Raw genomic sequence first — 24,412 nt, 5'->3', positions numbered from 1 at the left:
GGGCCAGCGGAGCGGGTAGCCGGGCACGGTCTGCCACTTCCAACAGGAGGACACCGTGTTCAGCCACGTCAAGGACCTGCAGTTCCACGCCAAGCCCGATGCTCCCGACGCCGCGTTCGCCCGGCGCCTCCAGGAGGTGCTCGGCGGCAAGTGGGGAGAGATGACGGTCGCCAACCAGTACCTCTTCCAGGGCTGGAGCTGCCGACTGCCCGGCAAGTACAAGGATCTGCTGCTCGACGTCGGCACCGAGGAGATGGGCCACGTCGAGATGATCTGCACGATGATCGCCCACCTGCTGGACAGCGCGCCACTGTCGTTGCAGGAGGCGGCCGCCGAGGACAACCCGATGCTGACCGCGATCTACGCCGGGTCGAACCCGGCGCACTTCATCCACTCCGGCGGTGGTCCGCTGCCGGTCGACAGTGCCGGGGTGCCGTGGAACGGCGCCTTCATCACCGCCAGCGGCAACCTGCTCGCCGACTTCCACCTCAACGTGACCGCCGAGGCGCAGGGCCGGCTCCAGGTCGCCCGGTTGTTCCACATGACCGACGACCCCGGCGTCAAGCAGATGCTGCGGTTCCTGCTGGCCCGGGACACCATGCACCAGAACATGTGGCTCGCGGCGATCGAGCAGCTCAAGGAGGACGGCCTCGAAGAGATGCCGGTCCCGGAGGCGTTCCCCGACGCCGAGCAGGAGAACGAGTTCGCCTACCAGTACATCAACTTCTCGGCGGGCGAGGAGGCGGCCGAGGGGCGGTGGGCCGCCGGCCCGAGCCCCGACGGCAAGGGACAGTTCAGCTACCAGGCGACCCCGACCTCGTACGCGGACGCGCCCGTACTGCCGCCGGGCGACCCGCGCCTGCACAGCACGCCGCCGTCCGGCACCTGACCGGCGGCAGATCACCGACCTGCCCCGTTCCGCCGCGCCGTCCCGCCGCGCCGATCCGTCGCCACGGCGGCGGGTCGGCGCGGCCTCACCCGGAAGACGGAAACCATGATCGAACTCCTGGCCCGCCCGTTGGCGGACGCGTTCATGCAGGTGGGGGTCTACGTCGCGGTGATGGTCGCGCTCTTCGGCTGGCTGCGCTGGCGGTACGGCGACCGGGTCACCGACCACCTGACCCACCGCCCCCGGCTCGGTCCCCTGGTCGGCGCGCTGCTGGGGGTCAGCCCCGGCTGCGGCGGCGCCATCATCCTCATGCCGCTGTACGCGCGCGGCAAGGTCTCCTTCGGTACGGTCGTGGCCGCCCTCGCGGCGACCATGGGTGACTCGTCCTGGGTGGTCATCGCCGCGAACCCCGAGTTCGCGTTCAAGATCCACGCTCTGCTCTTCGTCGTGGGCCTGGTCACCGGGTACGTCGTCGACATGCTCGGCATCGACCCGGCCCGGGCCGTCCGGTCGCCGAGGCGCTGGTTGCGGCGGCAGCACACCGACGCCCCGGCCGACGGGGCCAGCCGACCAGCCGAAGCGCCGGAGCCGCAGCGGCAGCTGGTGGCCCGGGCCGGCACCGGCGGCCGACCGGGGGCCCTCGACACCTTCCCGGCCCCGGCGACCCTGGCCGTGGCGGCGGCGGTGGCGCCGCTACGCCCGATCCGGATGTCCCTGGTGTTCTGGGGACTCACCATGCCGGCCTTCCTGGTGTCGGTACCGGTGGTGTTCCACGCCGTCGACCCGCAACGCCTCACCGCCGCGCTCGGCGGCGTCGACCCCTACCTCGCGCTCGGCTGCTGCGGAACGTTGATCGCGGTGCTCATCTTCGCCGCCGGGCGGGGCCGGTTCGCCGACGACACGGTCGACACCGCCACCCCGTCGAGCCGGCGGGAGGCGCTGCGGCACAGCGCACACGAGGCGTCGTTCATCACCGTCTGGGTGGCGGTGGCCTACGTCGGCTGGCAGGTGCTCAGCAGCACGACGGGTTTCGACGGCTCCGAACTCGCCTTCGCCGGAGTCGCCGGGGTGCTCGTCGGGGCGCTGATCGGCCTCGTACCGGGCTGTGCCGTCCAGATCGTCTTCACCGGCATCTTCGTCAGCGGCGGCCTGCCGGTGACGACGCTGGTGGCCAACGCGATCAGCCAGGACGGGGACGCCCTGATCCCGCTCGCGGCACTGCGCCGCCGGGCCGCCGCGACCGCAACGGTGATCACCACCATCCCGGCCCTCCTGGTCGGGCTGGCGCTGCTCGTACTGCTCCGCTGAAGGGGAGCCGGACGCGCGGCCGGCGCCCCGGAAACGGTCGTGGCGCCCGCCGGGCAGGGCTCCGGTACCGGGAGACATGGAAGTCGCCGTGCCGGGAAACCGGGGCGTGCCGAGTCGACCGGAGGAGGGTGACGAACGTGACCGCAGGTGTGAAGCAGGACGTACTGGACCTGTTGATCGAGCAGCACAAGCAGATCAAGACGCTGTTCAGTCAGCTCGGTCGTGCCGAGGGAAGTCAGAAGCGGGAGCTGTTCCAGGATCTGGTGCGCCTGCTCGCCGTGCACGAGACCGCGGAGGAGATCGTCGTGCACCCGACCGCACAACGCAAGATCGAACGGGGTGACACGGTCACCGGCCAGCTCCGGCACGAGGAGGACGAGGCCAAGAAGGAACTGGCCGCCCTCTACGACCTCGGTGTCGACCATCCCGAATTCGACCGGCGGCTGGCCAAGTTCGCCGAGGCGGTCTCCGCGCACGCGATCCGGGAGGAGAACGAGGAGTTCCCGTCGCTGCGCCGCAGCCTCTCCTCGGCCCAGCTCGGCAGGATGGCCGGAGCGCTGCGCGCGGCCGAGGCGATGGCGCCGACGCGTCCGCACCCGCACGCGGGTGAATCCGCCTCGGCGAACCTGATGGCCGGGCCACCCCTGGCGGTCTTCGACCGGATGCGCGACGCCGTACGCGACTGGCGCGAATCGCAGCGCGGCCAGGACTGACCGGCGTCAGCCCGGCTGGCGGGTCAGCGCCGCTGACCGGCCGAGGCGCGCTCGACCAGCGCTGCGGCGACGTCCCGGAGTTTGCGGTTGGAGTCCTGGGAGACCTTCGCGAGGATCGCGAACGCCTCGTCGGGGGTGCAGCGTCGTTCGGCCATCACGATGCCCTTGGCCTGCTCGATGACGGCCCGGCTCTGCATGGCCATCTGCATGTGCTGGGCCATCGAGGCGGTGGTGTCGTAGAGGTGTGCGTTGGCCAGGGCGACGGCGGCGTAGCCGGCGAACGCCTCGGCGAGCATGATGGCCTCGTCGTCGAACGCCTCCGGCTTGGCGCTGTGCACGTTGAGCGCCCCGAAGACCGTCTCCTGGACCGGCAGCCCGATCGAGAGCGAACTGCCCACTCCCTCCGCCCGGGCCTGGGCGCTCCACTCCGGCCAGCGGCTCTCGGTGGCTGTGTCGGGCAGGGAGATGGTCGCGCCGGCCCGGGCGGCGTCCAGGCACGGACCGTGCCCGGCCTGGTACTGCCGCTCGTCGAGGCTCAGCGCGAGTCGACTGGTGAACGCGGCGGTGCGCGGCTCGTCACCGCTCAGCAGCGTCACCGACACCTCGTCCGCGTTGGTGAGCGTCCGCCGGGCGAGCTGGGCGATCCGGTCCAGGACCCCGTCGAGGTCCGTCTCGGCGAGCCTGATCTGCCCGAGCTGGGTGAACGCCTCGGTGGGGTCGAGCGACGTGTCAGACATGGGAAATCCTCGGAGAACGACGGCCCGGGCCGTCGTCCCGGTTACGGCCCGGGGGCGATGGCAGCCCACGGTCGCGGGCCGCTGCGCAGATCAGCCCGAGCTGGATCCGGTGACCACGCCTGCCTCCGACGCCGGTTCGCCAACTGCTCGGTGGTCATCGGGCGCAGACCCCCACCATACGCCGACGCACCGGAACTTCCCGGTCCGCCGTGGCCAGGATGGCGCCGAGTGGCGGGGGGCAGCGGTGCCCACTAGACTGCACACGGGTCAAACCATGCGCCCATCCCACTCTCCGAGAAGAGAGAAGTCTCTGATGGCCGCGCGCTGGTTCTCCGTACCCCTTTCCCTCGCCAGATCCCTCGTCAAGGTCGCGCCGTTCCTCCTCGACGCCGGGCCGCAGCCCGCCCGGAGACGACCGGCCACGACCCGGCGGCGCCCGTCGCTGGCCTCACCGGTGGCGGGTGCCTTCCCGACGGCCGGCCTCGTCGACGCCGCCGGGTTCACCGTCTCCCAGCACGTCGAGCCGGCAGCGCCGCACACCGGGGCGGACGACCAACTGGTGGTGCGCCCGGCCGGCGAGATCGACCTGGCCACCGCACCACTGCTACGGGAGGCACTGCTGAACGCCGTGCACCGGCACCCACGGGTCTGCTGCGACCTCGGCGACGTCACCTTCTTCAGCGCCGCCGGGATAACCGCCCTGATGATCGCGTACGGGCAGGCCCTCGGCGCCGGATGCCGATTCACCGTACGCCGGCCGCACGGCATGACCCGACGCCTCCTGCACCTCGCCGGGCTCGGGCAACTGCTCGGCATCCCCGCCGAACCCCACCAGCTGGACACACTCTCGTAAATGCCTGCCACCGCGTCGGCGCTGAACCGCCGGAGGGCGGGCCGAGCCGCTGAACTCCCGGAGGGCGGGCGAGCCGCTCAACCACCGGCGGGCTGGCCGAGTTCCGTCCGCAGCCGTGCCACCGCCTGCGGTAGCGACCAGTCCAACGCCGCCTCGAACGACCGCACGCCGACGATCCGGTCGAGAAGCTGCCAGCCGAGCCAGTAGCCGCACCGTCCGGGCAGTTCGCCGGGGCGGTCGATCGCGCCGCTGAACCAGTGCTCCGACACGTCCGTGCGCTCCAGCTCCCGGGATGCCCGAACCCGCAGCGCGGCCGCCATTCCGGCACACCGGTCGAGCCAGACGCTGGCGTCGGAGCGGAACCAGAGATGCCCGCTCGGGGAGATCCGGGGCAGCAGTCGGCCGGTGGCGTGGACCGCCAGCCCCTCCCGGAACAGGTCGGCGCCGAGGTGGTCGGCCGGCCAGGCACGCGCGGAGCGGCGCTGGTGCACCAGGTGGACCAGCTCGTGCAGGGCGAGCACGACATCGAACGGCGGCTCGGGCAGCTGTTCCACCCCGAGGAAGAGCGTCGGTTCGCCCCGTACCGACGCGACCCAACCGTTCGCCTGGCCGAGCCCCACCATCAGCACCACCTGGATCGGCGGGTCGAGGTGAAGCCGGTCGGCGAGCAGCCCCGCCGCTTCCCGTACCGCCGCCTCCGCCCGCTGCGCCGCCGTACGCAGCTCGGCCCGGCGGTCGACCAGACCGGGCAGCCGATCCGGAGCCGACCCGGGGTCGACCCAGGACCGGACGGCGGTGAAGATCTCGGCGTCGGGTTCCACGACCTCGCGACGCCACCGGTCGGCCAGATCGCCCCCGGATCCGCGACCGGCGAAGTCGGCGAAGCGTCCCACCAGGTCCAGCACATTCATCGCGCTATTCCCCGGTAGCCCTCGTGGCGGCGTTCCCCGACGAGCTGTTCCCGGCTCGGTCGGCGAGGCCGGGGTACATCCGCTCGGCCGGCAGCCCCCGCCGACAGCAGCGGCGCCGCCGGGTCACGACCGACCTCCGCCGACGACCGGGCGACCACCGGACGTTCACCGCCAGCCGCTCCCCCGTCGAGCCGGTCGAGTCGGTCGAGTCGGTCGAGCAGGCTCCGGGCCGCCTCGACGTCGGCGGGCACCCGACGGCGGTGGCGCAGCGCCCAGCCCAGCTCGCGGCCGGCGTCGACCAGACCGCGCCGGCCGTGCGGCGTACGCCCCGCCTCGGCGAGGGTGCGCAGGACCACCGGCACCGGGCGCCGGAGTACGGCGGTGAGGACCCGGTTGCGTGCCTCCATGCGGTGCCGGGCCCGCTGGTCCCGGCCGGCCACGCCGGGATGGTGGTACGCGACGAGCCCGGGCGCGTACGCGAGTCCCCAGCCGGCCGCCGCCAGGTCCAGCGCCAGCAGCGCCTCCTCGCCGTACACGTGCAGTCTGGGGTTGAAGCCGCCGACCTGGCGGAAGGCCCGACGGCGGAGAACGGTCGCGCAGGCCAGGAAGCCGAGTACCGCCGGGCCGGGCAGGTCCGGCGGCGTGCCGAGGGGCTGCTCGGCCATTGCCGCCGACACCGGGTCGAGGCGTCGTTCCGGACCGACCCGCACCTGGCCGGTCAAGAGACCGGCGCGGGGGTGGGCCTGGAAGAGCCGTGCCGCCTGCTCCAGCGCGCCGGGCGCCCAGTAGGAGTCGTCGTCGGCGAAGGCGACCAGCGGGGTACGGGCCAGCTCGACGCCGACGTTGCGGGCGGCGGCACCGGCGTTGTGGTCGAGCCGGACGACCTGGATCTCGGGGAAGCGGCTCGCCACCGCCTCCGGGGTGCCGTCGGTGGAGGCGTTGTCCACCACGATCACCGGCGCCGTGTGCCGGGCCAACGATGCCAAGAGCTGTTCCCGCCGGTTCCGGGTCGCCACCACCACGGTCAGATCAGACATGATCAGGCTGGTACCCCCACCCCGGGCCGCTATGTCGGTCACCGGCTGCCGATTCCGGGCCCGGTGTGCGGCCGGTGCCGGTCCGGCCCGGATGGGTCGGGAGCCTGCCCCGGCATTGCGCCAGGACTGGCAGGTCACCGGGGGTGGCGTCAGAGTTGTTCGCGTACCCCCGCCTCGCGGGCGACGCCGCGTAGTTGAGCGGCTACCGAGTCGTCGCGGACGGCGTGACCGGGTCCTCGGCGCAGCAGCGGCAGGACCGTCCTCCGGCGTACGTCCTCCAGCTCGAACCCCACGGCGGCGTAGAGCGCGACCGCCGCCAGCACCAGCCCGCACCAGCCGGCCGCGGTACGCCAGTCCGGTGCCGCGGTGATCTCGGCGATTCCGGTGACGGCGAACCGCAGCGCGCTCAGCCCGATGACGGCGGCGGCGACGAGCTTTCCGGTCGCCGCGGCGGTCGGCACCAGCAGTGCCGCTGCGGCGCAGAGCAGGACGACACCGAGTCCGGCACTACTGGCCCCGGCCGGGCTGGTCAGCGTCACCACGCCGACGGTGGCCCAGGTGCCGGCGAGGATTCCCATGCCGGTTCCGGCGACCGGGTCCCGGGCGAGGAAGCCGAAGACGGCGGCGAGGAACTGCACCGGTACGGTGAACAGGAGCGCGCCGAGCGCCACCTGCCGGTGCTGGTCGGCCGGCACCCAGCCGAGTTGCAGGCAGCTGAACGCGGCGGTCGCCACGACCAGCCCGAGGAAGCCCAGCGGCAGCGGGGTGCCGACCGGACGCAGCGCGATCCGGGTGACGGCCAGATGCTCCCGGTCGCGGTCGTCCATCAGCTCACCAGGGCTTGGGCGGAGGTCTCCTTGAGCTTGGCGTTGGCCCAGCGGGCCTGGCGCAGGGTCTGCGGATGGCAGCGCTTGGCCAGTGCGAGCAGCTCCAGGTCCCGGGTGGCCTGGGCGACCTGGGCCAGGATCTCCCAGTCCAGCGAGACACCGGAGGCGTCCCGGTAGAGGTGGCGCAGGTCGGCGAGGAGGAGCAGCCCGGGCTCGCGGTGCCGGCCGAGCAGTTCGGACGCCTTCTGCTCCACCGTCGAGAGCAGCCCCGACTCGTCCCGGGCCTCCTCGTCGAGGCGCAGCCCGTAGTCGCGGCCGACCCGGGCGAGTTCGGTGACGTGCTGCTGGGACCAGCGGGACAGGTCACGCGCGACGTGGTGTACCTCGTGGTCGGCCTTGTGCCGGTCCGCCAGCCGCAGCAGGTCGACGGCGAGCTTGTTCTCCGAGCGGTGCAGCTCCCGGATGACCATGTCGATCTTGTTCATCGGTCGCCTCCGACCGCCGGAGCGGAGGCCGCGACCGTTCGCGGGCCCTCCGGCAACCGCTCGTCGACCAGCGCGGCGGAGCCGCCCGCCGTGCCCGGGACCCCGGCCGCCACGGGCCGGGACCCGGTGGTCGTCGGCGCCGTCGCGGGTGCCCCGTCGCCGCCGCTCACCCGGGTCACCCGGGCCACCGCCGACTTGAACAGCGGCTGCTTCGACACCGGATCCCAGTCGGTGATCGTCAACTCGTTGGCCGCCCGGCCCTGCTCCCGGCCGTCCGGCCCGGACCCGCCGGGTTCGTCCCAGTAGCCGTAGTGGAAGGGGAGGAAGAGCACGTCCCGCCGAATGCCGCTGACCCGCAGCCGGGCCCGTACCGCACCGCGCGGGGTGGCGATCTCCAGCAGATCGCCCTCGGCGAAGCCCTGGTCCGCCGCGTCGGTGGCCGCCATCTCCACCCATACCTCCGGCGCCGCCGCCTGCAACTGCGGCGCCCGCGCCGTCTTCGTCCGGGTGTGGAAGTGGTACAGGGTACGGCCGGTGATCAACTGGAACGGGTACTCCTCGCTCGGCAGCTCGTGCGGCGGAAGGTACTCGGCCGCCTTGATCACCGCCTTGCCCGAGGGGTTCAGCGCCGCGTACTCGGTCGCCTCCAGCGGCGCCCCGGTGACCAGGTCCCGGCCGTAGCTCTCGCAGTAGTCCGGTGCGGCCCAGAACTTGCCGTCGGCGTAGAGGCGCTCGGTGCCGTCGGGGTGCTCGGCGTCGCAGGGCCACTGGATCCCGGTGCCGCCCCGCAGCTTGGCGTAGCTCAGCCCGGTGTAGTCACACGGCCGCCCGGCACTGCACTCCTGCCACGCCCTGAACGCGCCCTCCGGGTCGGTCCAGCCCACCAGCGGCTGCCCGTCGTCGTCGCGCAGGTCCAGCCGTCGGGCGTAGTCGACGAAGATGTCCAGGTCGGGCCGGGCCTCGCCGGGCGGGTCGACCGCCTTCTCCGACAGGTGCACCGTCCGGTCGGCGTTGGTGAAGGTGCCGGTCTTCTCGCCCCAGGTCGCGGCGGGCAGCACCACGTCGGCGAGCTGCGCGGTCTCGGAGAGGAAGATGTCCTGCACCACCAGGAAGAGCCGCTCCTGGCGGAGGATGCCCCGGATCCGGGCCAGCTCCGGCAGCGACACCGCCGGATTCGTACAGCTCACCCAGAGGAAGCGGATCGACCCCTCCTCGGCGTACCGCATCATCTGCATCAGGTTCGTCGGCGGCGAGTAGTGCGGGATCCGCATCGGGTCGATGTTCCAGATCCGGGCCAGCTCTTCGATGTGCCGCTGGTTGGTCCAGTTCCGGAACGCCGGCAGGTCGCCGTCGGCGCCGCACTCCCGGGTGTTCTCGGCGGTCGGCTGGCCGTTCATCTGCAGCAGGCCGCAGCCCGGCCGGCCCAGCATGCCGCGCACGATGTGGATGTTGTTCACCTGTACGGCGGCGGCGGTGGCCTGGTGCGACTGGTAGAAACCCTGCAACACCGTGGAGAGCAGCCGCTGGGCGGTACCGATCAGCCGGGCCGCCTCGCGGATCCGCTCCACCGGTACGTCGCAGACCCGGGCCGCCCGCTCCGGCGGATACTCCTCGACCCGTTGGCGCAGCTCCTCGAAGCCGACCGCGTGCGCGGAGACGTACTCCTCGTCGACCCAGCCGTTGGCGACGATCTCGTGCAGCAGCGCGTTCATCAACACCACGTTGGTGCTCGGCCGGGGCGCCAGGTGCACGGTGGCGGCCCGGGCCACCGGCGTCTGGCGGGGGTCGACGCAGACCACCGCCGGCGGGTTCGGGCCGGCCAGCCGGTCCAGCACCCGGGTCCAGAGCACCGTCTGCGTCTCGGCCATGTTGTGGCCGTACAGCACGATCACGTCGGCGTGGTCGATGTCGGTGTACGAGCCGGGCTGGCCGTCGGAGCCGAACGACTCCTTCAACGCCTCGGCGGCGGTGGCCGTGCAGAGCCGGGTGTTGCCGTCGATGTGGTTGGTGCCGATCCCGCCGTGCGCGATCAACGCGAGGGTGTAGTACTCCTCCAGGAAGAGCTGCCCGGTGGTGTAGAAGCCGATCGCGCTCGCCCCCTGCTCGTCGAGGAGGTCCCGGGTCCGGTCGACCACCAGACCCATCGCGGTGTCCCAGTCGGTCTCCACCAGGCGGCCGTCCCGGCGGACCAGTGGTCGGGTCAGCCGGTCGGGGGAGGCGTTGGCCTGCCACCCGAAGAGGTCCTTCGGGCCGAGCCGGCCGTGGTTCACCCGGTCCACCGCGCGGCCCCGTACCCCGACGATCCGGCCGTCCTTGACCGCCATGTCGAGGCCGTCGCCGTTGGAGTGCAGGATCGAGGCAGACTGTACCCACCGGTCGACGTCCTCCGGGCGTACCCCCTCGGCGAGGAACGTGTCCACCCGGACCGGCCACGACTCCCCCGGCCCGTACGGGGTCCGGCTCCCCCACGGTTGCGCGATCCGGTCAACGCTGCCCATCGTGTCCTCCTCCGCCCGCTCGATCCGTCGATCGCACCGGATCAGCCCGGCCCTTCCGACCCTGGCACCGAGCGCGGCCGTTCGCACCTCGAACGGCCGACTCGGTCGGAAGTGGCGCCCGGGTCAGAAGGCGTGCCGGTAGAGCGAGCATCCCCGGCACACGTCCGGGGGTTCGTCACCCGAGAGGCGTCGGCGGAACTGCCGGTACGGCTCGCCGTACCAGATCTGCGGAAAGCTCTGTTCGCCGAGCCGGCCGAGCGACACCCGGTCGTCCCCCATCACCATGCAGCACGGCTGCACCACGCCGGTACTGGTGATGTAGGCCGCCTCCCAGGGCCAGGAGCAGCCCGGACCGTCGCGTCGACCGGTCTGCGGCGGCACCCCGGGGTACGGCAGCCGCAGCCGGACCCCGTGCTCCCGCGCCACCCGGCGGGCGTCGTCGAAGACGGCGGCGGCCCACGCCGCGTCCTCCCCGGCCCACAGCGCCTGCGCGGAGGTGAACCGCCGGATGTCGTCGTAGCGCCCGGCGGGATCGGTGTCGGAGAAGCTGTGCGACAGGTTCTGCACGTGCAGCTCGTCGACACCGAGGCGGGCGAGCAGCCGGACCAGTTCGGGCAGCTCGGCGACGTTGTCGCGCATCGCGACGAAGACCACCCGGATCCATGGGGTGGCGCTGCCCGCCGCCCGCTTGACCTGGACCAGCTCGGCGAGGTTCGACACCACGGCCTCGAAGTCGGCACCCTCGCGGACCGCCGTGTAGCCGGCCGCGCTGGCGCCGTCGAGCGAGACGTGCAGCCAGTCGACCCGGCTCCGCACCAGTTCCTCGGCCCGGCGGCGGTTGAGCAGCGTGGCGTTGGTGTTGAACCCGACGGTGATCCGCCGGGCGACGGCCGCCGCGATCATCTCCATCAGGTACGGCGAGAGCAGGGGCTCGCCGAGCCCCTGGAGGGTCAACCGGTTCAGCGTCGGCACCTCGTCGATGATCTGCCGGAACAGCTCCGGCGGCATCGCACCGGCGAGCTTGTTCACCGGCGGCCGGTACCGCACCAGGCACATCACGCAGCGCAGGTTGCAGGCCGAGGTGATCTCGAGTTGCAGGTGTGGCGGCAACGGCGGATGCGGATCATCGCCCGACATGCCACCCCATGCCCGATGCCCGGACGGCCCAAACCTGTCCCGCGCCGACCGGACACGCAGGTGTACTTCCCGAACTCCTGGGTACGGTGCTCTGCGGTTCAGAGGTGAGCCTATGGGTGACCGCCGATCCGGTGTCGCGACGGATTTCCCCCTGCCCCGACGTTCCTCTCCGGAGGTCCTCATGCCCGCCCGACCATTGTTTCCGGCGTCGGCCGAACATTCCCGGTGCGACGTGGTGTTGTCACTGGAGTTGACCAGACGGGGAACGCTGGCACTGCTCAAGGTGATCGGCAGAGTGGAGATGGAGAACGCTCACCTGCTGGTCGAACTGGTCGACTGCCTCACGGCTGACCGGCCGACGCGACTCGTGGTGGACCTCTCCGGGACGACCCTGCTCTCCGCCCACGGACTGACGGCGTTGCTCCAGGTCCAGCGGGCGGTCGCCGCGGCCGGCGGGCTGCTCGCGCTCCGCAACCCGTCACCGGCCACCCGGTACGCCCTGGGTGTCTCCGGGGTCCTGCACCAATTCGAGGTACAGGACCATCCGGTACGGCACTGTCCGGAGCCCATGGTCCGGCCGGAAAAGGTGGCCGGACGGAAACCACATCTTCCGACGTCACGGAAATATGAGCCTCCCTCCGTTGCCTCCGGAACGGCATAGACGCCGAAATCCGCATGGTCTGATGGAAGTTTCCGATGTCATCCACAGGTAATTCGGAGAAGGAGAGAACATGGTTGCCCAGCCCCGGCCGCAGGCCACCGTCACGTTCGTCGGTACGGCAACCACCCTGCTGAGACTCGGCGACATCACCCTGATGACCGACCCGAACTTCCTGCACGCCGGTCAGCGCGCCTACCTCGGCTACGGGCTCTGGACCCGGCGGCGTACCGACCCCGCCATCCGGATCGGGGAGCTTCCGCCCCTGGACGGCATCGTCCTCTCGCACCTGCACGGCGACCACTTCGACCGGGTCGCCCGGAGGAACCTGCCGAAGAGCCTTCCCATCATCACGACGCCGGAGGCGCAGGGTCGACTGGACCGCTGGGGATTCGGCTCGGCCACCGCCCTGAGCACCTGGGAGAGTCACGAGATCAGTCGGGGCGATCACCTCGTACGGATCACCGCGGTACCCGGCAAGCACGGGCCGGGCCTGCTCGCCCGCGCCCTACCCCCGGTGATGGGCAGCATCCTCGATCTCGAAGCGAACGGGGAGCGCCGGCTCCGGCTCTATGTCACCGGGGACACCCTCCAGCACGCGGCGCTGGCCGAGATCCCGCGACGCTTTCCCGACATCGACGCCATGCTGATCCACCTGGGCGGGACCAGGCTCCTCGGCGTACTCGTCACCATGGACGACCGGCAGGGCGTCGACCTGGTCCAGCTCGTCCGGCCGAGGCTGACCCTGCCCATCCACTACGACGACTATCCCGTCTTCCGGTCCCCGCTGCGGGACTTCCTCGACCTCGCCCGGCGGCAGGGGCTCGAACCGGGCGTCCGGGCCATCCACCGCGGCGAAACCGTCTCACTCTTCGATCCCGGCCCCGGCACCACGGCGGCGGACCGCTGAGCGCCCGGACACCCCTGACGCCGACGTCACTGTGCGCCGCCGTCGACGACGCCGGAGGAGGTACGCCTGAGCACCGGTCGTCCGGTCCGGAACGCCTCCTCCGCGATGTCGGCGGCCCGGCCGAGGCCGTCCAGCTCGGCTATCCGGCGCTGGCACTCCCGGGCCTTCGTCCGGTAGGCCGGGTCGGCGCGGACCTTCTCGATCGCGACCCGCAACCTGGCCGCGCTGGCCCGGTGCACCGGAACGAACTCGCCCACCCCGAGGTACTTCAGCCGGGCGGCCACCCCGGGCTGGTCGTTCGTCACCGGCAGCGCCACCATCGGCACGCCGTGGGTGAGCGACTCCAGCGCCGTGTTGATCCCGGCGTGCGTGACGACCAGGGACGCCCGGGCGAGCAGCTCCAGCTGCGGCGCGTACGGGACCACGACCGGCCCGCCCGGCAGGCCGGTCGGTGGTGCCACCTCGTGGCTGCCCATCCCGATCACCAGTTGCGCGTCGAGCCCGGCGCAGGCGGTCGCGATCGCCTCGAAGATCCGTGGCAGGCGGTTCTGGAGCGTCCCCATCGAGGCGTAGATCAGCGGGCGGTCGTCCAGGCTCTCCCAGGGGAACGAGACCGGTTCGCTGCTCTCCTCGTCGTGGAACGGGCCGGTGTAGTGGAAGCAGTCGGGCAGCTCCCTGCGGGGGAAGTCGAAGAAGGCCGGCTGCTGGGTGATCTGGGCCAGCCCGAGTCCGTCGTTCAGCCCGCGTACCGGGGTCATCCGCCACTCGGCACGGCGATCGTTGATCCGTTTCACCACCGGCGCGATCACCCGGTCCATCACCCGGTAGCCGAGCATGTTGCGCAGGCGCGCCGGGGCGGAGTCGCGGTAGGGCCAGGCGGTCATGAAGGGCGGCACGGTCGGCTCGGCGTTCAGCGCCATCGCGTTGCAGACGGTCACGACGGGGATGTCGAGCCTTTCGGCGACGGTGTTGGCCGCGCCGTAGACCTGGTCCACGAGCAGGGCGTCCACCCGGTGCTCCCGCAGCAGCGGCGGCAGGTCGCGCAGCAGTACCTCGACCTCGCGGACGTAGCCCCGGACGATGAACCGGACGGCGGCGAGCCCGGAGAGCCGGCCCTGTTCTTCGGAGAAGCGGGCCAGCGAACCGGGCGGGAACTCCCGCTCGCCGACCGGCACGAACTCGAACCCGGCGACGTACGGCTTCGGCGCGGCGTCCGGCAGGGAGAAGAGGGTCACCTGGTGGCCCCGTCGGAGCAGCTCGCGGCCGAGGGTGGACATCGGGCTGAGATGACCGGTGTAGTCCGGGCAAACTATACCAATACGCGACACGATGCCTCAACTCTCTCGCTCTGGTCAGACCACCGTCGTCAGCCGCGACGGATGTACCGAGAAGGTGGCCGGGGTGTGCCCGACGATCTCGCCGTCCACCTCCAGCGGCAGTGGGATCTCCGCCTCGATCCGGAGCGTGCGGACCTGCCGGCGACGGATCGCGGGATGCCGTGCCCCGTTCCCGCGCAGCACCTGCCACATCGTGCCGACCACCCCGACCCGGCCGAGGCCGAGCACCTGCACCGCGTCCAGATAACCGGCCTCCGGCGGCTCCGTGGACCCGAAGGTCAGTCCCCCGGCGAAATACGGGACCTTGAGCACCGCGACGTTGCTGACGGAGTGCCGCGACACCTCCCCGTCCAGCTCCAGCCGCACCTCGACCGGCCGCCAGCCGAGCAGCACCCGGGCGCTGGAGGCCGCCTCGGCGAGCTGGAGGTTGACCCGCTTGAGTACGCGGTTGACCGGAGTCTTCTCGGTGAACCGCAGCCCGACCATGCTGATCAGTCCCACCGTGCAGTTGACCAGGAAGAAGCGGTGCGCGGGGGTGCCGTCGGGCCGGGTGAAGGTCACCGAACCGACCTCGGTTTCCCGGTCCCGACCACGGTCGAGCAGGTCACCGAGGTCGGTGACCGGATCCAGGCCGCGGACGAAGTCGTTGCAGGTCCCGGCGGGGACGTACCCGAGCCGGACCTTCTCGTCGCCCGTCTCGAGTATCCCGTTGGCGACGTCGGAGAGCGTCCCGTCCCCACCGATCGCGACCACCGTGCGGTATCCGTCCGTCACCGCCTGCCGGCCCAGCTCCACGGCATGGCCGGGATAGCGGGTCTGCCACAGGTCGGCCCCGGGCAGTTCGGCGGGAAGCCGCCGCTCCACCATCCGCCGACGCTGGACCCCGGAGGCCGGGTTGACGATGCAGACGACCCGCTCCCCGTCATCGGCCACCATGGCCCGCTTCCTCCTGCTCGAGTCCGGCGATGGTGCGGGCCAGCGCCTCCGCCACCGGAACCCGGGGGGTGTAGCCGATCGACCTGATCCGGTCGAGGTCGTACCGCATCCCGCCGGCGACGGAGCGGACCGCGTACCGGGTGAGCATCGGCCGTCCGCTGCCGACACCGATCCGGGCCAGCCCGGCAAGCTCGGAGAGGGCCGCCACGCCCAGCGCCGCCGGGAACGGGACCGACCGGGTCGGCGGCAGCACCCCCACCTGCTCGGCGACCCGGTCGAAGAGCTGCCCCACGGTCAGGCCGTACGAGTCGCCGACGATGAACCGGCCGCCCGCGCACTCGGGCGTGGTGCCGGCCAGCACGATCGCGTCGGCCAGGTTCTCGCTGTAGGTCAACTCGATCGGGGCGGCGCCCCGGCCGATGTGCACGAGTTTGTCGTCCCGCAGCCCGCGCACCAGCTCCGGGATGAAGTGCCGGTCACCGGGGCCGAATATCCAGGTCGGATAGATCACGGTGATGTCGAGCCCGCGCCGCTGGTACGACCACGCGAGGTTCTCCCCCGCCAGCTTGGACCGGGAGTACGGGTAGCCCGGGACCCGCTTCGGCGACGTCTCGTCGATGACCCGGCGGGCGTCGAACCCGAAGACGTCGACGGTGCTCAGGTAGACGAAGCGCCGCACCCCGCAACGCAGCGCCTCCTCCAGGATCGCCCGCGTCCCGTCCCGGTTCACCTGCCAGATGCGGCGACCGGGCCGCCAGTCACTCAGGTCGGCAGCCGCGTGCACCACGAGTTCGACGCCCTCGCACGAGCCGCGCAGCGTCGCCGGGTCGGTCAGGTCCCCGAGATGCTCGGCGTATTTCGCGCCGCCCGGGGCGGGCTCGCGGACCAGCCCGCGCACCGACCAGCCAGCCTCCAGAAGTGCCGCCGCGACCGCCCGGCCGACGCAGCCGGTGACCCCCGTCACCAGCGCCACGCCCCGCCCCATCACACCCCTCTCGCCAGCAGCTTCTGGAGGTCGTCGAGCAGCCCGCCGGCGGGATCGATCGCCCGCATCTGCGGCAGCACGTCCCGCAGGTCCCGGCGTGCACCGGACTCGTCGAAGAAGAGCAGCTCCGGCCCGGCGGTCAGCCGCCCCACCTCGACCGCGTCCAGTCCGTGTTCGGCCAGCGCCCGGGCGCAGCGGTCCCCGTCGGCGGCGTCGACCGCGTAGAGCAGCTCGAACTCGCCCCACTCCCCGGCGGCCATCAGCCAGCGGGGCAGCCCGAAGGAGTCGGCGAGCGCGGCCGCGGCGGGGTCGTACACCTCGGCCGGCAGCGTGGCCTCGACACCCAGCCCGTTGATCTCGGCGAGACTCACCGCCGCGTTCAGCAGCCCGTCGCTGGTGTCGACGCACGCCCTTGCGTAGCTCCGCAGCGCGTCGCCCGCGGCCACCCGGGCCTCGGGCAGCCACGGCTGGCCGTCGTCGGTCCGACCCAGCGCGAGGCCACGGAATCCGGCGGCGTTGCCGGCGCCGATCCGGCCCGTCGCGTACAGCGCGTCGCCCGGCCGGGCACCCACCCGGCTCAGCAGGTGGCCGCGCCGCATCGTCCCGATCGCGCAGGAGGTGAAGCTCTCCTCCCGCGCCCAGTTGGTGTCGCCGCCGACGATGTGGCAGCCGTACCGCTGCGCCGCGTCGGAGGCGCCACGTCCGAACTGGCGGGCGTCCTCGGCGCTCCACGCGTCCCTGACCAGCGAGCACGACACCAGCACGGCCACCGGGTCGGCGGCGACGGCGGCGAGATCGCTCACGCTGACCGTGGTGGTCAGCCACCCCTTCGCGTACGGCGTCGGCGCGGTGGCCAGCTCGGCGCCGTCGTTCAGCGTGTCGACGGTCATCGCCAGGACTCCGGCGGCGCCGAGGTCGAGCAGTTCGGCGTCGGCCTCGAAGGCGGCGTTGAGCTGGCGCGGCGACCGGGTCATCCCCTCCCGCATCGCCGTGATCAGGGCGCCCTCGGCGGCGTCCAGATAGAGCCGGGTCCAGTCGACGGAGGTCACGTCACGCCTGCCGGGAGGAGTGCGTCGCCCGGAGCGTGAGTTCCAGGTAGAGCATCATCGGGACGGCTGCCACCAGGAAGAAGGTCGGCCGGTGCAGCGCGCCGAGGGAGAGCACGAAGAGCGTGGTCGCCCTGGTGAACCAGAGCAGCGCCTCGTACGCCCTCGCCTCGGGTGCCTGGATCAGGTTCACGAGGCTCCGCGTGAAGGCCAGCCCCGAGGCGACGAGCAGCAGCCAGAAGGCCGCCTGGGCGTAGGCGCCGCGTTCCGGGCCCGCCAGCGCGCCCACCGCCGCCGCGCCCAGGGCCACCGGCGGGAAGATCAGCGCGACCAGGCTCGACGTGCGGGTACCCACGGCCACCGGCAGCGTACGGTAGCCCGCCAGCCGGTCCCCCTCGATGTCCTTGAAGTAGCCGACGAGGCAGAAGCCGCTCAGCACGACCGCGACGAGCGCCGTCTGGAACCACGTCGTGGCCGGGATGTCCAGCCACCCGGCGTCGGGCCGGACCGCGACCGCGCCGAGCACGGTGAAGAGCGACATGTCCACGCCGTTGGCGAGGTTGCCGACCATCGGGATGCCCTTGGTCCAGGTGTAGACCAGGTGCCCGGCGATCGCGATGGCGCTCCAGATCGCGAGTGCCGGCGCGACGACGACGGCCACCAGCAGGAGGATTCCGGAGAGCGACAGGGTCAGCGCGAGCCCGGCGTGCGGGTTGATCAGCCCGGCGACGAAGGGTCGGTCCGGGGCGTTGACGGCGTCGGCCTTGCGGTCGAACCAGTCGTTGATGACCACGCCGACGCCGTAGCCGAAGATGCAGAAGAGCAGACCGACGACCACGCTCGCGGTGGTGGCCCCGGCCGACGGCGCCGTCATGCCGACCAGACCGGCCGAGAGGGACAGGGGTACGAAGTGGAATCTCCACATCTTCGCCCACGCGACCGCCCGGTCACGGGGCCGGATCGGGTTCTGGACCTGGGTGACGCTCATCGGGCCTCCGTTCGGGCGGCTGACGGGCCGCCGTACCTCGTCGAGTGGCGCTGACCCTCCACGGAAGGGATCGGGTTACCGCTGCGGGGCAGGCTCACCGGACGCCTTCCACGACGTACTCCGCCGACGGCAGGTCTGCCAGCGACCAGTCCGGCGGCGTCAGCTCGCGGACCTCGGCGAACGCGGCCACGGCCCGCTTGAGCTGCTCCGGGGTGTGGGTCGCGGTGAAGCTGGCCCGCACCCGGGCCGAGGCCGCGGGCGGGATCACCGCGTTGACGTAGACCCCACGCTCCAACAGGCTGCGCCAGGTGAAGAGGGTCGGTACGACGCCGTCGAGCGGTATGCAGACGATCGGCGTCTCGCTGGGCAGCGGCTCGTATCCGAGGGCGGTCAGCTCGCGGTGCACGTAGGACGCGTTCTCCAGTGCCTGCCGGCACCGCCACGGCTCGGCCCGGAGGATCCGCAGCGCCGCCTGGGCGGCGGCGAGGCTGGCCGGTGGCGCGGCGGCGCTGAAGATGAGACTGCGGGCGTGGTGTCGGAGGTACTCGATGACGTCGGCCGGCCCGAGCACCGCTCCGCCGATCGACGCCAGCGACTTGCTGAAGGTGACGGTGACGAGGTCGACCTGCTCGGTCAGGCCGAAGTGCGCGCTGGTGCCCCGGCCGTCGGCCAGGACGCCGAGGCCGTGCGCGTCGTCGACCAGGAGGCGGGCGCCGTATTTCTGGCAGAGCCGCACCGTCTCCGGCAGCGGGCAGAGGTCGCCGGCCATCGAGTAGACCCCGTCCACCACGACCAGCCGGCCGGCGTCCGGCGGGCAGGCCGCCAGCCGCCGCTCCAGCTCCGCCATGTCGTTGTGGGCGAACCGGCGTACCTTGGCCGGGCTCAGGCCGCACCCGTCGTAGACCGAGGCGTGCGCCTCGCGGTCGATGATGACCACGTCGTTGCGGGAGAGCAGTGCCGCGATCACGCCGAGGTTCGCCTGGTAGCCGGTCGGGAAGACCAGTGCGGCCGGCATGCCGAGGAAGTCGGCCAGTTCCCGCTCCAGTTCCTCGTGCAGCGGGGTGTTCCCGTTGAGCAGTCGTGAACCGGTACGCGACGAGCCGTACTCCTCGATCGCCGCCTGCGCCGCGGCGCGCACCCGCCGGTCGGAGGTCAGGCCGAGGTAGTTGTTCGAGCCACACATCAGGACGTCGCCCAGTGGGGTGCGGGCGACTGTCGTGTCCGAGCCCTCGAAGACGGTGAAGTACGGGTAGAGTTCCGCCGCCTGAGCCACCCGGGCTTCCGTATAGGACCGGCAACGATCGAAGATGTCCGTTGTCACCACGGTTTTCCTGAGCCCCCTCTCATCTGGAACCGTGATTGTGCATTTCCCGACACGGGTTTGGGCGACGCCGGCAGTGCCGGCCAATGCGACTACGCCGTTGGTTGCCGCCGCTATCCCGGTCACACTGGTCAGGGACCATTTCGATAGGATCGCATCGCAGCGGCTTCAATTCCCTACGTCGTCAGGCCGGGCACACTGAACCGACGCGCGAGGAAATGGCGATCGGGCAGATTTGGGCGCTGTTGTAGGCCGCATGCTTGCCCGTCGAAGGATCCCCGTGTGTCGCCTCAGATGCTCCTCGTTGATCGAGTTTCTCTGGGCTGCCTACACCCTATCCACCGTGTCAAGGGGGTCGGCGTACTTTGGTCCACTTTGGACGGGCTGGCCCGTCGCTTTCGGCCACGATAGGGCCATTGAACTGCACTGATTTGACCATTGTCCCCCGGTCGCCGGTCGGCGCCCGACGCACGGCGTCGCCGGGCCGCCTCGCGACCGGGGTGTCACCAAGAGCGCGGTGAATGCGTGTTTCCGCTGCACCGGGGCCCGGCGAGGGCGCACAGCACCAACACGATCATGGCCGCGGGCGCGTCGTGGACCGGTGATCGGGAAGGTTTTCCCTGGTCACACGGGATGTGTCGCGCCGGCCCAACCACCCGACCCAGACCGGCGCCGCCGTAGGCACGGCACGGCGGCCCGGGCGGTGAGGTTCGCCACGTCCGGGGGTTGACGCCGCCGGACCGGACCCCGACCCGACCCGCGAGCCGGCCGCACCGCTCCCCGTCCCGGCCCCGCCCGTACGGGTACCGCCGGTTTGTCCGGCCGGACGTTTCGGTGCCGACCGGTAAATCGCTTGAAATGCGGCGAGCGCTTCGATTGACGCCAATGACAGCATGCAGAGCTAGCGTTTAGCGCGCCACCAGCATTACCCTGACTGTCGATGCCGATCACCGGTTGCCCACCTTCCGGAGAACCTCCGGAAATAGCCTCGCATCCGGCGCCGAACCGGTGCCGAGAGGCCCGTGACAGCGATAGGAGACGAGCGTGACAAGCAGTGCTGACGCCCGCAGCCATCCCGAGGCATTTGCGAACGACGATGTCGATGGTGGCCCGGATCAGCCGTGGCGCGATCCCGCGTTACCGGTCGATGAGCGGGTGGCCGACCTGCTCGCGCGGATGACCGTCGAGGAGAAGGTCGGCCAGCTCCGGTCGATCTGGATCGGCGGATCCGCCACCGGCGACGACCTGGCGCCGCATCAACACAATCTGGCCGACGAGACGCCATCCTGGGACGTGCTGATCGGCGACGGGCTGGGCCAACTGACCCGCACCCTCGGCACCGCACCGGTCAGCCCGACGCAGGGCCGCGCGACCCTGGCCCGGTTGCAGGCCGAACTGGTCGCCGGCAACCGGTTCGGCATTCCGGCGATCGCGCACGAGGAGTGCCTGACCGGCATCATGACCCTGGGCGCGACGATCTTCCCCGCGCCGCTGGCCTGGGGCGCCACCTTCGACCCCGGACTGGTCGAGCGGATGGCCGCCGAGATCGGCACGGCCCTGCGCCTGGTCGGCGCCCACCAGGGCATGGCGCCGGTGCTCGACGTGACCCGCGACCTGCGCTGGGGACGGACCGAGGAGACCATCGGCGAGGACCCCTATCTGGTCGGCACGGTGGGCACCGGGTACGTCCGCGGTCTCCAGTCGACCGGCATCGTCGCCACGCTCAAGCACTTCGCCGGATACTCCTCTTCCCGCGCCGGGCGCAACGCGGCACCGGTCTCCATCGGACAGCGGGAACTCTCCGACGTCATCCTGCCGCCGTTCGAGATGGCGGTACGCGACGCCGGAGCCCGCTCGGTGATGCCCTCGTACTCCGAGATCGACGGCGTACCGACCGGAGCCGACGCCGGGATCCTCACCGACCTGCTCCGGGACGAGTGGGGCTTCGCCGGCACGGTGGTCTCCGACTACTACGCCGTCTCCTTCCTGGAACTGCTGCACGGCGTGGCGGACGGTCCGGCGCAGGCCGCCGCCCTCGCCCTGGCGGCCGGATTGGACGTGGAACTGCCGGGGGCCCGCTGTTTCGGCGCACCGCTGCTCGACGCGATCCGGTCCGGGGCGGTCCCGGAGGGCCTGGTCGACCGGGCGGTCACCCGGGTGCTCCGGCAGAAGTGCGAGCTGGGCCTGCTGGACCCGGACTGGCGACCGGACCGGGCCGCCGACGACGGCGACGTCCTCGACCTCGATCCCCCGCAGGCCCGGGACCTGGCACGGCAGATCGCCGAGGAATCCGTCGTGCTGCTCGGCAACGCCGGCACCCTGCCGGTGCCCGGTGACGCGCGCATCGCGGTCGTCGGGCCGCTGGCCGACGACACCACGGGAATGCTCGGCTGCTACGCCTTCCCGAGCCACCTCGGCCGCAATTTCCCGGAGCTGCCGACGGGGGTCGAGATCCGTACCGTCTGGGAGGCGCTCGGTGCGGAACTGCCCGGCGCGGAGCTGACCCTCGCCACCGGCTGCGGCGTGGACGGCCCGGATCGTACGGGGCTGGCCGCCGCCCGGTCGGCCGCCGCCGGGGCCGACGTCTGCGTGGCCGTACTCGGTGACCGGGCCGGCATGTTCGGCAGCGGTACCTCCGGCGAGGGCTGCGACGTGGCCGACCTGCGGCTGCCCGGCATACAGGAGGAACTGCTGGACGCCCTGGTCGAGACCGGTACGCCGGTGGTGCTGGTGCTGCTCTCCGGCCGCCCGTACGCGCTCGGCCGCTGGGCCGACCGGCTCGGCGCGATCGTCCAGGCGTTCTTCCCCGGCCAGGAGGGCGGCGGTGCGGTGGCCGGCGTGCTCTCCGGACGGGTCTGTCCGAGCGGTCGGCTGCCGGTGAGCATGCCGCGCGAGTCCGGTGGGCAGCCCGGCACCTACCTAACCCCGAAACTCGGCCGGCGTGACAGGGTCAGCAGCGTCGACCCCACGCCGCTGTTCCCGTTCGGCCACGGACTGTCGTACACGAGATTCGCCTGGGAGGTCGGCGGCGACGTGCCGGCGGAGGTCGAGACCGACGGCGTCCTCGCCGTCGAGGTCACCGTCCGCAACGTCGGCGACCGCGCCGGCGCCGACGTCGTGCAGCTCTACCTGCACGACCCGGTCGCCCAGGTGACCCGGCCGGTGGTGCAACTCGTCGGGTACGCCAAGGTGCGGCTCGAACCCGGCGAGGCGCGCAGGGTCCGGTTCCGGATGCACGCCGAACTCACCTCGTTCACCGGGCGGGCCGGGCACCGCATCGTCGAGCCGGGCGAGATCGAGCTGCGGCTCTCCGCGTCCAGCGCCGACCACCGGCACACCTTCCGGGTACGCCTGGTCGGGCCGGAACGGAAGGTCGGCCACGACCGGCAGATGACCACCGAGGTGACGGTCGGGTGAGCTGGCGGGCGCCGGGGTGCCCACCTCGGCCCCGCCGACGTCGAACTGCCAGACCGTGGGGGCGGAGGATCCGAGCCGGGGGCGGGGCGGCAGCGGTCACCGGTGACAGTGGTCGGCGAACCCGCCCCCGGCCCGGTCAGCGCAGCGACCTGGCGCCGACCGGTCGCAGCGCGAGCCGCCGGGGCGCCTGCGCCGGGTCGAAAACCGGGCGGCGGTCGATCCGGGCCCGGACCTCGTCCGAACCGAACCGGTAGTCGATCCGGCGCACCGCCTCGGCCCAGTCCGTCCGGCTGCGGATGCCGCGCAGCGTCTCCACCACGAAGGGGTCGTCCCAGCGGCTCCGGGCACGTTCCCAGAGCACGGACGGCTCCTCGGTCAGCAGGTTGCCGACGGTGCCCTCGTAGATCGGCATCGCCCGTACCCCGCCGTCCGGCTCGATCTCCAGCGGCCGGAAGTCGGGGTGGCTGGCGATGTAGTCGGGGTGCATCTGCACGCCGAAGTTGTCCGTGGTGGTGACGGTGACCGACGGCGGGGCGGCCCGCTGGAGCCGCTGCCGCGTACCCTCGTCGACCAGTGCCGCGACCTGCTCGTCGGTCAACATCTCCTGCTCGCCGTAGGACACCCGGCTGGCCAGCCCGGTCGGCACCACCGCGCCGAACGCCACGTCGCTCAGGTGCGGGAACCGTGGCGCGACGGAGGCGCACATCTCGTCGAGCTGGTGGTAGTTGCTCCGGACCACCACGTTGTCGATGCCGAACCGCAGCGGGGACTCCCCCGCCGAGGCACGCCGGGCGGCCTCCGCGTCGAGCAGGGCGAGCGCGGCCATCGCCCGGTCGAAGGAACCGGCCCGGCCACGGATCCGGTCGTGCACCTCCGCCGTCGCGCCGTCGACACTGACCACCAGCTTGGCGACGAGGCCGGCCAGGTCCCGGACGGTCTGCTCCGGCAGTGACCAGCCACTGGTGTACAGGAAGACCCGTACGCCGGCCGAGGCGAACCGCTCCACCACCTCCACGATGCGCGGCACGGTCAGCGGCTCACCCCCGCATAGCGTGATCATGATCGGCCGGAAGGTGATCAGCGCGTCCGTCACCCTCAGCATCTCCTCGTGGCTCAGGTTCTGCGGGCGGCGCCGGCCCGACTCCGTGTAGCAGTGGGAGCAGCGCAGTGGACAGGCGAAGGTGACGTCCCAGATGAGGACGTTCGGACCCGCGTCGACATTCATGAGACGGCTCTCCCGGAGGAATCGGCGGTGCGGTCGCCGGAACCGTACGGGCGCCGGACCGCCCGGGACATCGGGCGAGGGGTACGCAAGAGTCACGACCGGATACGCAGGCCGCGGCCCCCGACGACCCACCCGGACCCGTCGACCGTCGGTGGTGCCGCCCCGGCGGTTGCGTACCCGAGCACCGATTCCCC

General features: G+C 72.0%; 21 protein-coding genes. 7 read left to right on the top strand and 14 right to left on the bottom strand.

Features of this window, described 5'->3' with window-relative positions; all coding sequences use genetic code 11:
* The first annotated feature begins 55 nt into the window (after positions 1-55).
* From C6361_RS00460 to C6361_RS00450, 3 genes are all read left to right on the top strand, one after another.
* Positions 56-889, top strand: coding sequence for a manganese catalase family protein (locus tag C6361_RS00460; RefSeq protein ID WP_107266360.1), 834 nt, complete (start codon positions 56-58; stop codon positions 887-889).
* A gap of 105 nt (positions 890-994) precedes the next feature.
* A complete protein-coding gene (locus tag C6361_RS00455) occupies positions 995-2,197 on the top strand; it encodes a putative manganese transporter (RefSeq protein WP_107266359.1) in 1,203 nt (400 codons plus the stop codon).
* 137 nt (positions 2,198-2,334) lie between these two features.
* Positions 2,335-2,910 (top strand): hemerythrin domain-containing protein, encoded by a 576-nt coding sequence (locus C6361_RS00450; protein ID WP_107264150.1) that lies wholly within the window; start codon positions 2,335-2,337, stop codon positions 2,908-2,910.
* A gap of 23 nt (positions 2,911-2,933) precedes the next feature.
* On the opposite strand, the gene C6361_RS00445 is transcribed toward C6361_RS00450, so the two are convergent.
* The gene (locus tag C6361_RS00445; protein ID WP_107266358.1) at positions 2,934-3,647 is read right to left on the bottom strand and encodes a GAF and ANTAR domain-containing protein; all 714 of its coding nucleotides are present in this window, start codon (positions 3,645-3,647) and stop codon (positions 2,934-2,936) included.
* A 313-nt stretch (positions 3,648-3,960) separates the two neighbouring features.
* Here C6361_RS00445 and C6361_RS36770 point away from each other — a divergent pair, with 313 nt between their 5' ends.
* Positions 3,961-4,500, top strand: coding sequence for an STAS domain-containing protein (locus C6361_RS36770; protein ID WP_159079095.1), 540 nt, complete (start codon positions 3,961-3,963; stop codon positions 4,498-4,500).
* A 77-nt stretch (positions 4,501-4,577) separates the two neighbouring features.
* Here C6361_RS36770 and C6361_RS00435 read toward each other — a convergent pair whose 3' ends face one another.
* The 6 genes from C6361_RS00435 to C6361_RS00410 all read right to left on the bottom strand — a co-directional run bounded on the left by C6361_RS00435 (position 4,578) and on the right by C6361_RS00410 (position 11,395).
* Positions 4,578-5,411: a hypothetical protein gene (locus tag C6361_RS00435; protein ID WP_159079094.1), complete on the bottom strand. Its 834-nt coding sequence runs from the start codon at positions 5,409-5,411 to the stop codon at positions 4,578-4,580.
* Positions 5,408-6,448, bottom strand: coding sequence for a glycosyltransferase family 2 protein (locus tag C6361_RS00430; protein ID WP_199853186.1), 1,041 nt, complete (start codon positions 6,446-6,448; stop codon positions 5,408-5,410). Before C6361_RS00430 ends, C6361_RS00435 begins: the two co-directional genes overlap by 4 nt.
* Before the next feature lie 149 nt (positions 6,449-6,597).
* Positions 6,598-7,275 carry a hypothetical protein gene (locus C6361_RS00425; protein WP_107266355.1) on the bottom strand — a complete coding sequence of 226 codons (678 nt, stop codon included), beginning with the start codon at positions 7,273-7,275 and terminating at the stop codon, positions 6,598-6,600.
* Positions 7,275-7,760 carry a hypothetical protein gene (locus C6361_RS00420; RefSeq protein ID WP_107266354.1) on the bottom strand — a complete coding sequence of 162 codons (486 nt, stop codon included), beginning with the start codon at positions 7,758-7,760 and terminating at the stop codon, positions 7,275-7,277. The genes C6361_RS00425 and C6361_RS00420 overlap by 1 nt, the downstream gene beginning before the upstream one ends.
* Positions 7,757-10,258: a molybdopterin oxidoreductase family protein gene (locus tag C6361_RS00415; RefSeq protein ID WP_107270636.1), complete on the bottom strand. Its 2,502-nt coding sequence runs from the start codon at positions 10,256-10,258 to the stop codon at positions 7,757-7,759. Before C6361_RS00415 ends, C6361_RS00420 begins: the two co-directional genes overlap by 4 nt.
* A 123-nt stretch (positions 10,259-10,381) precedes the next feature.
* The gene (locus C6361_RS00410) at positions 10,382-11,395 is read right to left on the bottom strand and encodes a radical SAM protein (RefSeq protein WP_107259887.1); all 1,014 of its coding nucleotides are present in this window, start codon (positions 11,393-11,395) and stop codon (positions 10,382-10,384) included.
* 250 nt (positions 11,396-11,645) lie between these two features.
* Between C6361_RS00410 and C6361_RS00405 the strand changes: the two genes are divergently transcribed.
* Positions 11,646-12,056, top strand: a complete 411-nt coding sequence (locus C6361_RS00405; RefSeq protein ID WP_159079093.1) for an STAS domain-containing protein — start codon at positions 11,646-11,648, stop codon at positions 12,054-12,056.
* A gap of 70 nt (positions 12,057-12,126) precedes the next feature.
* Positions 12,127-12,963, top strand: a complete 837-nt coding sequence (locus tag C6361_RS00400) for an MBL fold metallo-hydrolase (RefSeq protein ID WP_107266352.1) — start codon at positions 12,127-12,129, stop codon at positions 12,961-12,963.
* A gap of 26 nt (positions 12,964-12,989) precedes the next feature.
* On the opposite strand, the gene C6361_RS00395 is transcribed toward C6361_RS00400, so the two are convergent.
* From C6361_RS00395 to C6361_RS00370, 6 genes are all read right to left on the bottom strand, one after another.
* Positions 12,990-14,240 (bottom strand): nucleotide disphospho-sugar-binding domain-containing protein, encoded by a 1,251-nt coding sequence (locus C6361_RS00395; protein ID WP_199853185.1) that lies wholly within the window; start codon positions 14,238-14,240, stop codon positions 12,990-12,992.
* A 75-nt stretch (positions 14,241-14,315) separates the two neighbouring features.
* Complete coding sequence (locus C6361_RS00390) at positions 14,316-15,236, bottom strand: diacylglycerol kinase family protein (RefSeq protein ID WP_107266350.1); 921 nt, start codon at positions 15,234-15,236, stop codon at positions 14,316-14,318.
* A complete protein-coding gene (locus C6361_RS00385) occupies positions 15,223-16,209 on the bottom strand; it encodes an NAD-dependent epimerase/dehydratase family protein (RefSeq protein WP_159079092.1) in 987 nt (328 codons plus the stop codon). The genes C6361_RS00390 and C6361_RS00385 overlap by 14 nt, the downstream gene beginning before the upstream one ends.
* Positions 16,210-16,220: 11 nt before the next feature.
* Entirely contained in the window at positions 16,221-17,270 is a 1,050-nt protein-coding gene (locus tag C6361_RS00380; protein WP_107266348.1) for a thiamine-monophosphate kinase, read from the bottom strand.
* A gap of 1 nt (position 17,271) precedes the next feature.
* Positions 17,272-18,255: a UbiA family prenyltransferase gene (locus C6361_RS00375; RefSeq protein ID WP_107266347.1), complete on the bottom strand. Its 984-nt coding sequence runs from the start codon at positions 18,253-18,255 to the stop codon at positions 17,272-17,274.
* A gap of 94 nt (positions 18,256-18,349) precedes the next feature.
* Complete coding sequence (locus C6361_RS00370; RefSeq protein WP_199853184.1) at positions 18,350-19,528, bottom strand: aminotransferase class I/II-fold pyridoxal phosphate-dependent enzyme; 1,179 nt, start codon at positions 19,526-19,528, stop codon at positions 18,350-18,352.
* Between the two features lie 1,092 nt (positions 19,529-20,620).
* Here C6361_RS00370 and C6361_RS00365 point away from each other — a divergent pair.
* Positions 20,621-22,993, top strand: coding sequence for a glycoside hydrolase family 3 N-terminal domain-containing protein (locus C6361_RS00365; RefSeq protein WP_234359227.1), 2,373 nt, complete (start codon positions 20,621-20,623; stop codon positions 22,991-22,993).
* Positions 22,994-23,129: 136 nt separating this feature from the next.
* Here the strand turns inward: C6361_RS00365 and C6361_RS00360 are convergent, their stop codons facing one another.
* The gene (locus tag C6361_RS00360; RefSeq protein ID WP_107266345.1) at positions 23,130-24,218 is read right to left on the bottom strand and encodes a radical SAM protein; all 1,089 of its coding nucleotides are present in this window, start codon (positions 24,216-24,218) and stop codon (positions 23,130-23,132) included.
* Positions 24,219-24,412: the final 194 nt, after the last annotated feature.

Source organism: Plantactinospora sp. BC1, from assembly GCF_003030345.1.
Classification (GTDB): Bacteria; Actinomycetota; Actinomycetes; order Mycobacteriales; family Micromonosporaceae; genus Plantactinospora.
This window is presented reverse-complemented; position numbering and strand designations above follow the sequence as displayed.

What these genes read in the sequence shown, in the direction of transcription:
- C6361_RS36770 (WP_159079095.1), top strand. Translation starts at nt 3,961, where the DNA reads ATGGCCGCGCGCTGGTTCTCCGTACCCCTTTCCCTCGCCAGATCCCTC.
- C6361_RS00415 (WP_107270636.1), bottom strand. Translation starts at nt 10,258, where the DNA reads ATGGGCAGCGTTGACCGGATCGCGCAACCGTGGGGGAGCCGGACCCCG.
- C6361_RS00375 (WP_107266347.1), bottom strand. Translation starts at nt 18,255, where the DNA reads ATGAGCGTCACCCAGGTCCAGAACCCGATCCGGCCCCGTGACCGGGCG.
- C6361_RS00410 (WP_107259887.1), bottom strand. Translation starts at nt 11,395, where the DNA reads ATGTCGGGCGATGATCCGCATCCGCCGTTGCCGCCACACCTGCAACTC.
- C6361_RS00390 (WP_107266350.1), bottom strand. Translation starts at nt 15,236, where the DNA reads ATGGTGGCCGATGACGGGGAGCGGGTCGTCTGCATCGTCAACCCGGCC.
- C6361_RS00445 (WP_107266358.1), bottom strand. Translation starts at nt 3,647, where the DNA reads ATGTCTGACACGTCGCTCGACCCCACCGAGGCGTTCACCCAGCTCGGG.
- C6361_RS00420 (WP_107266354.1), bottom strand. Translation starts at nt 7,760, where the DNA reads ATGAACAAGATCGACATGGTCATCCGGGAGCTGCACCGCTCGGAGAAC.
- C6361_RS00360 (WP_107266345.1), bottom strand. Translation starts at nt 24,218, where the DNA reads ATGAATGTCGACGCGGGTCCGAACGTCCTCATCTGGGACGTCACCTTC.
- C6361_RS00455 (WP_107266359.1), top strand. Translation starts at nt 995, where the DNA reads ATGATCGAACTCCTGGCCCGCCCGTTGGCGGACGCGTTCATGCAGGTG.
- C6361_RS00400 (WP_107266352.1), top strand. Translation starts at nt 12,127, where the DNA reads ATGGTTGCCCAGCCCCGGCCGCAGGCCACCGTCACGTTCGTCGGTACG.
- C6361_RS00425 (WP_107266355.1), bottom strand. Translation starts at nt 7,275, where the DNA reads ATGGACGACCGCGACCGGGAGCATCTGGCCGTCACCCGGATCGCGCTG.
- C6361_RS00430 (WP_199853186.1), bottom strand. Translation starts at nt 6,448, where the DNA reads ATGTCTGATCTGACCGTGGTGGTGGCGACCCGGAACCGGCGGGAACAG.
- C6361_RS00395 (WP_199853185.1), bottom strand. Translation starts at nt 14,240, where the DNA reads ATGTCCACCCTCGGCCGCGAGCTGCTCCGACGGGGCCACCAGGTGACC.
- C6361_RS00435 (WP_159079094.1), bottom strand. Translation starts at nt 5,411, where the DNA reads ATGAATGTGCTGGACCTGGTGGGACGCTTCGCCGACTTCGCCGGTCGC.